Raw genomic sequence first — 11,738 nt, 5'->3', positions numbered from 1 at the left:
GCCCGTGTCCGTACTTGTCTGTCGCCCGGTCCGCGTGGTCATAGACCGGTTGACACCCGCCCCGCGGGATCGGTGCTGGTCAGCTGCAGGTCATAGGAGTTCCAGGTTCCGCAACATCTGGATCGAACCCCGTCGGCCAGCCCCGGGCTGACCGCCTGCGCAACGTACGTGTCCACGCGTGCAACACCGGTTCCCACCGGCGTGCACAGGCGGTCAAGCTCGGTCCATGACGAAGCTGACCCCGGAGCAGATCGCCCGGCACGCCCACGACGCCGGCTTCCGCGGTGACGGGCTGACCACGGCGGTGGCGGTCGCGCTCGCCGAATCCGGCGGGAACACCCGCGCCCACAACGCCACCCCGCCCGACAACTCTTACGGGCTCTGGCAGATCAACATGCTGGGCGGCATGGGGCCAGAGCGGCGCAGGCAGTTCGGCCTGGACGCAAACTCCGAATTGTTCGATCCCGTCACCAATGCCAAGGCGGCCAACAAGATCTCGAATGACGGCCGGTCATGGACACCGTGGTCGACCTTCACGAACGGAGCCTACCGCCGTCATCTGCCCGCGGCCCGCAAGGCGGCCGAAGCCCTCCCGAAACGCCCCACTGGCGGTGGTGCCCCCGCCGGTGGCGGCCTCGGCCGGATCCGGGTGGACGGGGAGACCCTGAACGGCTTCGTGCGGCGTACCCGCCGAGTCGGCGACGCCCTCACCGCCGCGTCGCGCAACCAGGTCAAGGACGTCCGGGCGATCGCCGACGACAGTTTCGGCCTGATCGGCAAGGAGTCCGGGTTCGCCGACGCGCTCGGCGACTTCGGTGCCGCCCTGCAGAGGCAGGTCAAGGCGGTCGGAGTGTCCGCCGACCGGCTCGCGGACGCCGCGGCAAAGGCCCGGAAGGCCTATCACGACCGCGATTCCTCGGCCGCCGCGAGCCTGCACCGGCTCCCCTGACAACGTTGGAGACCTCCATGGACACCTTGGCCACGGCACGGGGCTTCGCCTCGGACATCCTGGCACACCGGAACAAGCTCGCGGGCAAGGCCGAGGACGCTGCCCGCGTCCAGTTCGCCCTGCACCAGGTTTCGCGGACGCTGCACGACCAGCACGACGCGCACAAGAAGGAGACCGACGTCGTCCTCTCCCATTGGGAAGGCAAGGCGTCGGACGAGTTCGAGCGCGTCACCAGGCGGCTGCGCAAGGACATCCGCACCACCGCCGAGGCGGGCACCGACGCCGAACGGATCGTCGCCCGCGTCGTGTCCAGTGTGGACGGTGGGCACACCGCGGTCCAGAGGCTCGCCGACGAATACATCGCCAAGGTCAAGAAGCTCCTCGACGACGCCGCCGGGGTGACCGGCCCGGGGTCGCGGGCCGCACTGGCCACCGCGATCGCCGCGGCCGCCGATCTCGCGCCGCGCTACACCCGGCAGTCGGCGGCGACACTGCGCAAGGTGAACGGTGAGCTCACCGACGCCGCGAAACGCTTGCGGGCACTCCGCAAGGAACTCCGGCACGACGGGGTCGCCGATCGCGAAGTCCCGGAACGGCCGGACCATTCCCCCGATGCCGGCAGGCCCGGCCGAACCGACCCGGCCAAAGCGTCCTCCCGGCGGGAGAAGGTCGTTTCCTCGGCGCGCGAAGAACTCGGCACGCGAGAGAATCCTCCCGGCAGCAACCGGAATCCCTATGGCCCGACGGCGCCGTGGTGCTCGTCGTTCGCCACCGCGATGTGGCGCAAGGCCGGAGTGGACATCCCGATCACGCCGTTCACCGGGGACGTCTACCGCTGGGGACAACGCCACGGGAAGGCGTATGGCCGGAACTCCCTGCGCGAGGCGAAACCCGGCGACGTGCTGCTGTTCGGGACCGGGCCGCAAAGTCCGTCGACGAGCACGCACATCGGCATCGTGGAAAAGGTGGAAGGCAACAAGGTGACGTTGATCGAGGGCAATTCGGGCGACTCCGTCCGCCGCAACACCCACACGTTGTCGGGTTCGACCTTCTACGGCGGGGTGCGCCCGTGACCACCGGGAAAGCCCGCGACCGGGTGGTCACGGTCGAGGTCGAGCCCGGTGGGGCGCTGCGGGAGCTGCGAATCGAGGAGGCCGCGCTGCGACTGGATCCCCGGGAACTCTCCCGGCGGATCCTCGGCCTCGTGGAGCGGGCGACTGCCCAGGCGGGCAAGCGGCTCGGCATGGACGGCGCCACGGCGGACATGCTGGGGCTCGCGCCAAGGGCTGAAGTGGCCGAAGCGATCGAAGAGACGACTCCGGACACGTGGAGCGTGCAGTGACTGACGATCGCAGTGTCGAGCAACTGCTCGAAGACGCGGACGCGCCCGACACCGACTACCGTGGCAGGCTGGCGGCGGTAACCGGTGAGGCCCGCGCCGGCGGAGTCACGGTGACCGTCGATCTGTACGGGAAACCGATCGGTCTCCACTTCGATCGTGACGCGCTTTCCCTGCGGGCGAGTGAGCTTTCCGCGCTTATCCTCCGTCTCGCCAGGGAGGCGACCGCGGTGGCGCTCGACGCCGGTGAGTCCGTTGTGGACGACGTCGCCGCCTCCTTCACCTTGCCCGCCTGGCGTTTCCGTCATGAGACGTCTTCGATCAGCGTGCCGATTCGCTCAGCGAGCCGGCCTGCGTCGGCCGGGGTGACCATCACCCACGGCTCGCCGCCGACGTTCTCATGAGTGACGACGTAGCGGCCCGCCTCGGTGTCGAACCAGCTCAGTACCGGGCTCCGGCCGCGGATGCCGTTGGCCGCGAGCTGCCCGGCGCCGTACCGGGCGGCGGTCACCATGGTCGCCAGCGGCCGCACGCTGCGCCCGGTGATCCCGGCTCCGGCCAGCGCGCGTTCGAACCCGTCGTAACCCGCTCTCTCGAAGCCGGCCATGGCGGCCGAGAAGGCGGCTCGTGGCAGGCGGATCTGTTCGCCCGGGCCCGGCACACCGTCGCCGAGCATCCGGCCGACGGTGGGCACCAGATCGACCGCGCGCATCGGCTCGAGGACCAGGTCCTTGTCATCGAGCACCGCCAGCACGCCGTGGGCACCGCGGACGGCGGCGAGCATCCGCCACGGCTGTTCGCCGAGCACCAGCGTGTCCACCGACAGCGCGGGTGAGCCCAGCAGGACGAACAGGTCCTCCAGCGCCGGATCGAGGTCGTCACCGCTGGTGTAACCGGCCTCGGCCAGCCCCGCGAAGACGCGTTCGCCCAAGTCGCCCCGTTCGTCCATGGTCTCGCCGTGCGAGGCCACTTCCAGCGGATACGGCAGGTCACCGTTTCCCAGATCCGCCCACAGCAGATCGAATTCCAGATGTGACAGGACGATGCCCGCCGAACTACCCGAACGCCGTGCCATGGCCCCCCTCCCCTAGTGCCGCCCTGCAGGCGGCACGATATCGATCGAACAGCGAGAATCAACACCGCAATCCCGACGAATCCGCGAACGGTGCCCATGACCGAACCCGAAGTCGCGACCGGACAGCTCATCGTCCGTGCCTCCGGCGCCGCGGCCGCGCGCGCGGCCATCCTCGGCGACCGCCGGGCGGGGCCGGACGGCATCCAGCTTCTCCTACGGTGCACGATCCCGCGCGCGGTCGCCGAGGACGGCGTGAAACTCGGCTTCGCGGGCTGTGTCCTCCACGTCGTGCCAGTCGGCGGGCACGACGTGGAGGCACCGGGCAGGCGCGGAGTCGTCATGCTGACCCTTCCTGCGGCGGAGTTGTCGTTGTCCTTCACCGAATTGCGACCGCTGATGTTCCGCCCGGTGGACGTCGATGCGCCTCTGCGCGCGCTGGTCTCCAGCGCGATCGCCCACGTCCTCGCCGTCGGCCCGGCGCTCGATCCGCACGGCCTCGCCCACCACCTGTGCGGACTCGCGGAGCTGGTGCTGCGCAGTGTGCTGCGGGCCGAGCTCGACCGTGCCGACGCGCTCGCGACCCGCCGTCGCGAGGCGGTGCGGTACATGCGCGGTCATCTCGCCGACCCTGCGCTGGGCGCCGATCAGGTGGCCGAGGCCCTCTACATCTCGCGACGGCGGTTGTATCAGCTGTTCGACGACGGGCATGGTATCTCCGAACGGATCAAAGGGCTGCGGGTGGAGCGGGCGAAGACGTTGCTGGCGGATCCGGCGAAGGCCGGGCGGGGAATCGCCGAAATCGCCAAAGACTGCGGATTCACCAGTGCAGCCCATTTCTCACGCACCTTTCGGAAGGCGGTCGGGCAGACACCTCGTGAGTTCAGGGAACGCACGCTGGCTCACTGAGATCCACCCCCGCGACGAGCGCGCCCGCGAGCGCGGCGACGTCCAGCCAGCCACGGCCTCCGGGTGAGTGCAAGGTGAACACCGCGACCCGCGGGCTCCCCGGATCGAGCACGACGGCCTGGAGCTGTGCTCCGGCGGCGGGCCCGTCGACGGCGATCCGCTCGACGATCACCACCGGATAGCCGCGGGCGGTCGTCGCCGTGCTGACCTCGCGGATCCCCGGTGTGGTGTCGGCGGCGAACCAACTCAGCCCGGCGGCGGCCTCGACACTCAGCGGCCGCTCGACCGGGACCGACCCGGCGATCAACAAGGCCGGGTCGGCGTCGCGATGTTCGGCGACCGCCAGCAAGCCCGCACGATGCTCGTGGGCGCGTTCGGCCGCCTGGATCACGGCGGCCTCCAGCCCGAAATCGCGTTCTGCGTCGGGGCCACGGAGCCGGATCAGCAATGTGCGCAGTTCGGCGATGGTCCGATCGACCGACGCGAGGGAGACCGGGGTGATCCCCGGGACGGCGGTGAGTTTCACCGGCCACCCAGTGCCACAGCCGAGGCGAAGACACCCACGGCTCCGGCGGGCGGGGTGACGGCGGCACGGGGGGCACGGGCCAGCGATGCCGCCAGTTCCCTGCCCAGCACCGAAAACCGAGCCATGCCGCCGGTGATCTCGGCGAACAGCGACGCGCCGTCCGGCGCCTCGCCCAAGGCAGTGCCTGGCTCGCCGAGCGCCCTCAGCCGCTCCTCGATCCGAGCCGCCTCGGCGCGATGAGCCGTTTCCAGGGCACGGGCCTGCTCCAAAATTCGGTCGAGCTCGCGCTGCAGGGCTTCATGGCGCGCCTTCGCCGCGGTGAGATCGGCTTGTGCCGTGGCCGCTGCCGCGCCGCTGGCGAACTGGACGGCCGTCTCCGTGACTTCGACGGCGTCCGCGGCGTCGGTGAGCGCGCGCCGCAGGACCACCGCGCGCCGGTCGAGCTGCTCGGCTCGCCGTACTCCGGCTACGACGGTGCCGGCCCACTCGGTGAGGATCCCGGCCGATGCGCGCAACACGGCGGGCGCGGGTTCGAGCGCCGTCCTCGCCGCGGTGGCACGGGCGGCGACGCTTCCGGCGGCGACGCCCTCCCACTCGCGCGGCACATCGATCCGCGCCCCGGCCACCGCGTCGAGGTGCGCGGCCGCATCCGTACACTTGCGGGCGGCGGCCGCGACCGCGTCCGCGTCGCCCGCAACCGGGTCGAAACCGAGGCCTCCGAACGCGGGCATCACGAGCCTCCGGCCGCACGCCGCAGTGTCCGCGCGGCATCGTCATCCGTGTCCTCGTAGGTCTTCGCCGCCGTTCGGACCCCGGACGCGGCGTGGGCGACCTCGGTGTGCGCGGCACCGATCGAGTCCGCCCACGGCCGGATCAGCCCGTCGAGCGCCGACGCGATCCCGGCCGGTCCCAAATCGCCCGCGGCGAGGCCGTTGGTCAGGTCGACGACGGCGTCCAGCTCCTCCGCCACGTCCTCCAGCTGACGCGCGAGGTCGCGCATCAGCCCCGGTTCGGCGCGGTAACCGTTCATTCGCCGAACACCGGCGGATAGGCGGGCGGAAGATCATCGAGGAGGTCGTAACCGCTGCCGTAGCGGTCGCGGTGCTCCTTGTCCTCTTCCCGCTGCGTACCGGTCATCGGCGGGTACATGCCGAAACCGGCGCCCCCGGCACCACCTCGGGCGGCCGTGGTGCCCTGCCCGGAGCCGCCGGCCGGGGCCGGCATGCCGCCGAACCCACTCCCGGCACCGCCGGCGAGGCCACGGCCGTTCTTGGCGGCGTCCTCGGCGGAGAAGCCGGGCAGAGCCGTGCCGGGTCCGTACCCCGCGCCCTGCCCGGGCCCGGTGACACCGGTCGTACCGCCTCCCGGCAGGTCCCCGACGCCTGCCGAAGCCGCATAGGTGCCTTCTTCGACGGGACTCACGGTTTCCGGACCGTGGACGACCGGTGGCGGCACCACCGGCGGGGTCGGCCGGGCCGGTGGCGGTTCGGCGGGCGGGCGGTCTCGTGGCGGTGGTCCGGCGGGCGGAGTGACCGGAAGCGGCAGGGGCACCGGGTGGTACGGGAGATCGGCCGACTTCGGCGCGGTCTCGAATCCCCGCGGCAGTTGATGCCGGACGCCGTGGCTGGCATCTTCGTACTGGCTCATGACCCGCACGGCTTCGGCCTTGGCCCGGTCGGCCTCCCGCTTGGACGGGAGCTTGTCGTCGAGCAGGTCGTCCAGCATGTAGGCGCCATTGGGACCGTCGAGCGCCTTCACGGCGTAATCGTCGCGGAACCAGCGCTCGGCGTAGTAGTGCACCGGCTCCGGCATCTTGCGGCGGGCTTCGGCGATGGCCGCGGTGTAGGCGTCCAGCCCGTCGCCGATGTGCCGGGAGGTCCTGGCGGCCTCAGTGGCCCAGGTGGTGAGACGGTGCGCAGACTCCGCGGCCTGCGCCGCCGACGGGCCGCGCCAGGACAGCAGCAGCTTCTGCACGCTCGTGCGGACCGCGGCGGTTTCCGCGCCGACGTTCTTGGCCAGCTGGGCCCACCGGTGCGCCTGCTCGCCCAGCCTCGGCGGCTCCGCGGATTTGATCATGTCCCACAGCTGGCGGTGTTCGTAACACTCCCAATTGATCTTCTTGAACGCTCCTTCCCGCAGGTTCGCCTTGCGCTTCTGGACCAGCTTTCGCCGCTTGGCCAGTGCCCGGCGGCTCGGCGGATGTTTCTCGGAGTAGTACTCACCGGTCATCGGTCCCCCTCGCCACGGCATCGACGGCGGACGCGGCGGCTTCGTCAGTGCGAGCGTGCCGCTCGGCGACCATGCCGATCGCCGTGCGCAACGCGTCGAGTTCGGCCAGATACGACTCCAGCGCGAGCTGCACGCCGCCTTCCTCCGCACCCCCGCGGCGCGCGAACGAACGCCGCATCGGCACTGACACCGGCCCCTTGCCGTCGGCCAGCGGTAAGCCCAGTTCCCGGGCTTCGGTCAGGCAGTTCTGCAGCTCGGCATAGTGCTCGCCCAGCAGCCTCTGCGTCTCCGCGATCTCCCGATAGTCCAGTTCGATGCGGTCTCCACCGTCGGCCACGATCGCCGCCGCGCCCTCACCGGACGGCCTCTCGACCTCCGCGGCCTTGTCGACGCGCCCGGGTGGCCGCCGCTGCTCACGCAGCTCCTCACGGAGCCGCTCGGCCTCCGACTTACCGTGCACCTTGACCATGTCGTGCGCTCCCTCTCGTCACGGACCTGGTCATCCTCGCCGGTGCGGCGTGTCCAGACCAGCCCCAAATGCACACCGGGACACGAACCCTGCACGGCCGGTCAACCGGCCCTGCGCCACACTGTCCTCTATGGACACCGGCGCAACCGTCGGTCGGTGGCGCGACGGAGGTTCTTGTGCCGGCTGGGTACGCAGGGTGAGTCGGCTCATGAGACCGGTGAGGCCGGCGGTGGCCGGCCACCGCAGCGTCACCACCGCGCCCGCGCTCGGCCACATCGCGGTCCGGGCCAACTTCGGTAACCCCGCATCGACAACGACGTGAGCTTGGCCGTGGACTGCTGGGGGCAGCGCGTCGTCGGTCATGACCTTCATTGTCGCGTGACGTGGCGGGAACGTTTCGATCCCTCTCTGAGTTGCTGTTAGGCGGACGACACCGCGATCACCAGCGCCGTGATACTCGGATAGCCGGCCCTGAGCGAACTCCTGACGCTTGCCGGCTACACGGTCAAACCGTGCAAACACGCCGTCATGCAGCTTCCGCATGGCGTCTACACCAACTTCTGGAGAAATATGCCGGAATGTCGAGGCCGGTGCAGTGCCCGGCCGCGGTCTGTTCAGTGTGGGCGGAAACTGGCATGACCATGGCGGCGAGCAACGGAGTCATCATCGCCGCCACCTTGACTACCTTTCTCATGATGATCTCCATCAGTTTCACCTTGACGCGGGCCGTCCGGTTCGGGCGCGGCTCCCTACGAAATCGGCGACAAGCTCGCGTGAACGAGTGCAAACCTGCCAATCACACGCTTCGATGCACGGGAACTTCGTCGTGGGCGAAAACAGCCGGATACCAGGAGGTCGACATGGTTCTCACGCCGCGCATCGCAGCCGTCATCGGCGGCCTGCAATGGCTCGTCTCGCTGACCGCCGTGGTGTTCGCGGGCCTGGCCATCCTCGTGGCCCTGCCCATGGACAGGGGGCGACGCGCCTTCGCCGAGCGGATTTTCACTGCCGCTCTCGCCACTGTTCCACATGATGGCTGCCGAAACGGTGAAAAGACGTGAAGCAGATTCCGGTTCTCCGCGTCGAGTACCCGTGGCCACCTCCCCGCCTATGTGAGTCAGCCGAAGAGTCTCTTCGTGAGATGGCGGCGTTACAGGATTTCCGGAATCGGGCCGGCGCCGTCTTCCCGCTCACTGATCAACCGTTGCCCGTCACTGCGGTGACCGAACCCAGCGGTCGCTGACGGCGTCACCGCAGCCGAAGCCATCGACGACCGACGCCTGCATCGCATCGTCCGCCTGCAACGCATGTTCGACGACGTGCAGCTTCGTCCGCGCGTCGTCCGCGGTCCGCTCTCGGGTGGATCAGCTCCCCACAACACGTCGGCACGGCAGCAGTGAAACGATCACTTGAATTGGCTCGGTTAACGGTTTCTCGTAACGAAGACCGTGGTCCCTACGACACGTACCGGTATCGCGGCGCGGGGCCGTGCTGACGAGATAGGGACTTCTCATGAGTTTGCGCCGTCCGTCGCCCTCGGCGGTTCCGCTTGCTGATCCAGACGTGCTGAATCTCGCCCGCGAGATCGTCGGCAAGCACTATCCGCCGGAGCTCGACCTGTTCGACGCCGTCGTGGACGAGTACCGGCGCGCCCCGGACCGCCTGCTGAATCCGGGGACATTGCGTGCGCCGGTGGGCATCGGGGTGGATCTGATGCTGATGACACCCTACGTTCTCGCGGCGGCGGCCTATCTGGGGAACATTCTCGTGGAGAAGGCCGCCGACAAGACGCTGGACGCGGTACGCGACCGGCTCACCGAAGCATGGGCCGCGCGCAAAGCACGCCGAACCGACGATGACGTCGCTCGCCCGGTGACGGGTGCCGACGCCGACCTCACCATGGTCATCACGGTCCATTTGACCGGTACAGGAGCCAGCCCCGAGGTGGCACGCGAAATCGCGGGAAAGGTCAGCGACGCGCTACTGCCCGGAAAGCCTTCCGGTGACGACGACTGATCAGCGACCGCCCGGCGTCACTGCGGAAACCGTAACCGCACCGTCCGCAGGGCGCGGGCGATACGCACTGCTCATCGTGGTGCTGCTGCTCGCCGGAGTACTTGTCGGGAGCCTTCTCCACGGCCAGTTCCTGGGATTAGCGTGGAGGGACGCCTTTCTGGCTTGCCGGGCGGCGACACCTTCGGTCACCGCCGGAGACACACCAGCCCAAAGTGTGGAGAAGTCACAGCAGTTCCTGCAGTGCCTGGCGCCCGCCGAACGACGCAAGGGACTGGTCTCGCTCAGCGGTGCGGTCCTGGTACTTCTTCTCGGTCTCGCGCTGACACAGTTGTTGCCCTGGCGGCTGTTTCGCCGCGCGGGTCCCGTCCGGCCGGCACCGCCGGTGTGGCAGGAACGCGCGGAGCGAGCGGTGCGCTCGATGCACCGCCGCGCGGCACCCCCGCAGGTCGTCTTCGGCTCGCTGGCGCTGAGGGAGGCGTTCACCATCCGTTTCCTGCGCCGGACCCGGATGGTGCTCCCACCCGGAATCGTGACCGCACCCGCCGAGCAGGCCGAGGCGCTCGTGCGGCACGAAAGCGCCCACGTCGCGGCAGGCGACGTCGGCCTGGTGTGGCTCACCCGAGGCGTCTGGTGGGCGCTACCGCCCGTTCTGCTGCTGCCCATGGTCACCACCGAGATCCGAGTACTGCTGAGCGGCGACACGGCGTCCCCGCACACGCTGTGGGCACCGTTCTGGGCCGAATACGCCGCCCGCGCGGCACTGGTGCTCACACTGACCGGGCTGGTCTCCACCAGCGTCCTGCGCTCACGCGAGCACGAAGCCGACCTCCGAGCGGTCCACGGGATCCCGTCGGCACCGCTGCGCGCGTTGCTCAGCCGCACCACCACCAGGCGGATGTCCTGGTGGCGCCGGGCCAGGGCCATCCATCCTCCACCCGCGCGGCGCATCGCCGTGCTCGACGCAGGCGAACTTCCCGGACAGACCCAGGTCCTCGACGGTATCGTCTACGGTGCGCTCGCCGCGATGGCCGCCCAGACAGCCACGCTGGTGGCGCTCCCCACGCTCCTCGGCACAGGAGAGGATTCCCAGACCTACGCGGTACCGCTCTCCTGCTTGCTGGCCGGTGTGCTGACCGCGGCCGGCTGGGGCACCGCGCTCTGGCGAACCGCCCAGCGCTCCGCTCGCACCCTGGCCGGCGTCACCCTCAGCCTGCCGCTCGGCGTCGCCTTGGGCTTCCTGACCGACTTCTCCCGCACCGGCACCACCGACCTGACCCCCTTCGGCGACTGGCCGCAACTCGTCGCGGTCTCACTCGCCATGGCCGGAGCCGCCTGCCTGAGCCTCGCCCTCGCCTCCCTCTGGGCCACCCACAACGGCGCCACCCCCACGCCACGCCGGATCTGGATCCTCGCCGCCGTGCTCAACACCGCGCTGTTCACCGGCGCCTGGTGGATCGGGATGACCTCCGGCACCCTGATCACCGTCGCCGAGAACTGGTTCTACGGGATAGCGATCGCGGGCATGACCGCGGCGTGGCAAGAACCGGCCGCGATCGGCTTGATCGTCGTCGCCGGGCTCGCCTGGTGCTGGAACCGTCACCGGCTCTCCCTGCTCGCGGTCAGTGTCGCCGCTACCGTCGCGGCACTGGCCGGACGCTGGCTGCTGCCCGTCAACGTCAATCACACCGACCCGTTGGCCCTGGACCGGCTCGACTGGTGGGTCGCCGTCAGCGCGGCAACGGCATGCGTGCTCACCCTCACCGCACTCCACGGCCGCACCGGACTCGGAAACTCACTCGCCGCGGCCCCGCTGGCCGCTCTGCTCACCACCACTGGCTGCCTTCTGACACGAGACCCACAGCACGACCTCGTCCCCTACCTCACCTCGGCGATGGCCTTGTCCACCCTGGTCATTCTCTGCCTCGCACCGCCCATCACCCTGCTTCCCAGCCGATGGCTCCGTACCCGCACCTGGCACCTACCAGCACTCGCACTCGTCACGGCTGCGGGCACCACCACGATCGTCATGCACCTGGGAAACGTGCTCACGTAAGCCTCGTGAATTGCCCGCACTCTCGACGGGAGAGTAAACGTTCGTTTGACAGACCCCTCACCGGCTGGCCTTTGCCGCACTGGCTTTCGACACATACCTTACGCTCGACGCCCTCATCACCGAAATCGGCCGGACGACGGACAGTGTTTTCCGATTTCGATGTCACTTTTTACGGG

General features: G+C 69.6%; 14 protein-coding genes. 8 read left to right on the top strand and 6 right to left on the bottom strand.

Annotated elements, in window-relative coordinates; all coding sequences use genetic code 11:
- The first annotated feature begins 226 nt into the window (after window positions 1–226).
- From ACZ6DT_RS21220 to ACZ6DT_RS21205, 4 genes are read left to right on the top strand one after another with little or no spacing between them, the layout of a single operon-like run.
- Window positions 227–949, top strand: a complete 723-nt coding sequence (locus ACZ6DT_RS21220) for a transglycosylase SLT domain-containing protein (RefSeq protein ID WP_465597758.1) — start codon at window positions 227–229, stop codon at window positions 947–949.
- 17 nt (window positions 950–966) lie between these two features.
- On the top strand, window positions 967–2,022 hold the full coding sequence (locus tag ACZ6DT_RS21215; protein ID WP_465597755.1) for a CHAP domain-containing protein: 1,056 nt from the start codon (window positions 967–969) through the stop codon (window positions 2,020–2,022).
- On the top strand, window positions 2,019–2,291 hold the full coding sequence (locus ACZ6DT_RS21210; RefSeq protein ID WP_465597752.1) for a YbaB/EbfC family DNA-binding protein: 273 nt from the start codon (window positions 2,019–2,021) through the stop codon (window positions 2,289–2,291). The genes ACZ6DT_RS21215 and ACZ6DT_RS21210 overlap by 4 nt, the downstream gene beginning before the upstream one ends.
- Complete coding sequence (locus ACZ6DT_RS21205) at window positions 2,288–2,692, top strand: hypothetical protein (RefSeq protein ID WP_465597749.1); 405 nt, start codon at window positions 2,288–2,290, stop codon at window positions 2,690–2,692. The genes ACZ6DT_RS21210 and ACZ6DT_RS21205 overlap by 4 nt, the downstream gene beginning before the upstream one ends.
- Here ACZ6DT_RS21205 and ACZ6DT_RS21200 read toward each other — a convergent pair.
- A complete protein-coding gene (locus ACZ6DT_RS21200) occupies window positions 2,593–3,363 on the bottom strand; it encodes an ESX secretion-associated protein EspG (protein ID WP_465597747.1) in 771 nt (256 codons plus the stop codon). The two genes, ACZ6DT_RS21205 and ACZ6DT_RS21200, sit on opposite strands and share 100 nt — an antisense overlap.
- 96 nt (window positions 3,364–3,459) lie before the next feature.
- Between ACZ6DT_RS21200 and ACZ6DT_RS21195 the strand changes: the two genes are divergently transcribed.
- Window positions 3,460–4,269, top strand: coding sequence for a helix-turn-helix transcriptional regulator (locus tag ACZ6DT_RS21195; RefSeq protein WP_465597744.1), 810 nt, complete (start codon window positions 3,460–3,462; stop codon window positions 4,267–4,269).
- Here the strand turns inward: ACZ6DT_RS21195 and ACZ6DT_RS21190 are convergent.
- From ACZ6DT_RS21190 to ACZ6DT_RS21170, 5 genes are read right to left on the bottom strand one after another with little or no spacing between them, the layout of a single operon-like run.
- Window positions 4,244–4,795 (bottom strand): hypothetical protein, encoded by a 552-nt coding sequence (locus tag ACZ6DT_RS21190; RefSeq protein WP_465597741.1) that lies wholly within the window; start codon window positions 4,793–4,795, stop codon window positions 4,244–4,246. The genes ACZ6DT_RS21195 and ACZ6DT_RS21190 overlap by 26 nt on opposite strands.
- Window positions 4,792–5,526, bottom strand: coding sequence for a hypothetical protein (locus ACZ6DT_RS21185; RefSeq protein ID WP_465597738.1), 735 nt, complete (start codon window positions 5,524–5,526; stop codon window positions 4,792–4,794). Before ACZ6DT_RS21185 ends, ACZ6DT_RS21190 begins: the two co-directional genes overlap by 4 nt.
- The gene (locus ACZ6DT_RS21180) at window positions 5,526–5,825 is read right to left on the bottom strand and encodes a type VII secretion target (protein WP_465597735.1); all 300 of its coding nucleotides are present in this window, start codon (window positions 5,823–5,825) and stop codon (window positions 5,526–5,528) included. Before ACZ6DT_RS21180 ends, ACZ6DT_RS21185 begins: the two co-directional genes overlap by 1 nt.
- Complete coding sequence (locus ACZ6DT_RS21175; protein WP_465597732.1) at window positions 5,822–7,024, bottom strand: WXG100 family type VII secretion target; 1,203 nt, start codon at window positions 7,022–7,024, stop codon at window positions 5,822–5,824. Before ACZ6DT_RS21175 ends, ACZ6DT_RS21180 begins: the two co-directional genes overlap by 4 nt.
- Window positions 7,014–7,493 carry a hypothetical protein gene (locus tag ACZ6DT_RS21170; RefSeq protein WP_465597729.1) on the bottom strand — a complete coding sequence of 160 codons (480 nt, stop codon included), beginning with the start codon at window positions 7,491–7,493 and terminating at the stop codon, window positions 7,014–7,016. Before ACZ6DT_RS21170 ends, ACZ6DT_RS21175 begins: the two co-directional genes overlap by 11 nt.
- A 635-nt stretch (window positions 7,494–8,128) precedes the next feature.
- Between ACZ6DT_RS21170 and ACZ6DT_RS21165 the strand changes: the two genes are divergently transcribed.
- The 3 genes from ACZ6DT_RS21165 to ACZ6DT_RS21155 all read left to right on the top strand — a co-directional run bounded on the left by ACZ6DT_RS21165 (window position 8,129) and on the right by ACZ6DT_RS21155 (window position 11,562).
- Complete coding sequence (locus ACZ6DT_RS21165; RefSeq protein WP_465597726.1) at window positions 8,129–8,554, top strand: hypothetical protein; 426 nt, start codon at window positions 8,129–8,131, stop codon at window positions 8,552–8,554.
- A 451-nt stretch (window positions 8,555–9,005) separates the two neighbouring features.
- Entirely contained in the window at window positions 9,006–9,509 is a 504-nt protein-coding gene (locus ACZ6DT_RS21160) for a hypothetical protein (RefSeq protein ID WP_465597723.1), read from the top strand.
- 214 nt (window positions 9,510–9,723) lie between these two features.
- Window positions 9,724–11,562, top strand: coding sequence for a M48 family metalloprotease (locus ACZ6DT_RS21155; protein ID WP_465597720.1), 1,839 nt, complete (start codon window positions 9,724–9,726; stop codon window positions 11,560–11,562).
- Window positions 11,563–11,738 lie beyond the last annotated feature (176 nt).

It is taken from the genome of Amycolatopsis sp. NPDC041971, assembly GCF_055588925.1.
This window is presented reverse-complemented; position numbering and strand designations above follow the sequence as displayed.

What these genes read in the sequence shown, in the direction of transcription:
- ACZ6DT_RS21220 (WP_465597758.1), top strand. Translation starts at nt 227, where the DNA reads ATGACGAAGCTGACCCCGGAGCAGATCGCCCGGCACGCCCACGACGCC.
- ACZ6DT_RS21215 (WP_465597755.1), top strand. Translation starts at nt 967, where the DNA reads ATGGACACCTTGGCCACGGCACGGGGCTTCGCCTCGGACATCCTGGCA.
- ACZ6DT_RS21200 (WP_465597747.1), bottom strand. Translation starts at nt 3,363, where the DNA reads ATGGCACGGCGTTCGGGTAGTTCGGCGGGCATCGTCCTGTCACATCTG.
- ACZ6DT_RS21195 (WP_465597744.1), top strand. Translation starts at nt 3,460, where the DNA reads ATGACCGAACCCGAAGTCGCGACCGGACAGCTCATCGTCCGTGCCTCC.
- ACZ6DT_RS21185 (WP_465597738.1), bottom strand. Translation starts at nt 5,526, where the DNA reads ATGCCCGCGTTCGGAGGCCTCGGTTTCGACCCGGTTGCGGGCGACGCG.
- ACZ6DT_RS21180 (WP_465597735.1), bottom strand. Translation starts at nt 5,825, where the DNA reads ATGAACGGTTACCGCGCCGAACCGGGGCTGATGCGCGACCTCGCGCGT.
- ACZ6DT_RS21175 (WP_465597732.1), bottom strand. Translation starts at nt 7,024, where the DNA reads ATGACCGGTGAGTACTACTCCGAGAAACATCCGCCGAGCCGCCGGGCA.
- ACZ6DT_RS21170 (WP_465597729.1), bottom strand. Translation starts at nt 7,493, where the DNA reads ATGGTCAAGGTGCACGGTAAGTCGGAGGCCGAGCGGCTCCGTGAGGAG.
- ACZ6DT_RS21165 (WP_465597726.1), top strand. Translation starts at nt 8,129, where the DNA reads ATGACCATGGCGGCGAGCAACGGAGTCATCATCGCCGCCACCTTGACT.
- ACZ6DT_RS21160 (WP_465597723.1), top strand. Translation starts at nt 9,006, where the DNA reads ATGAGTTTGCGCCGTCCGTCGCCCTCGGCGGTTCCGCTTGCTGATCCA.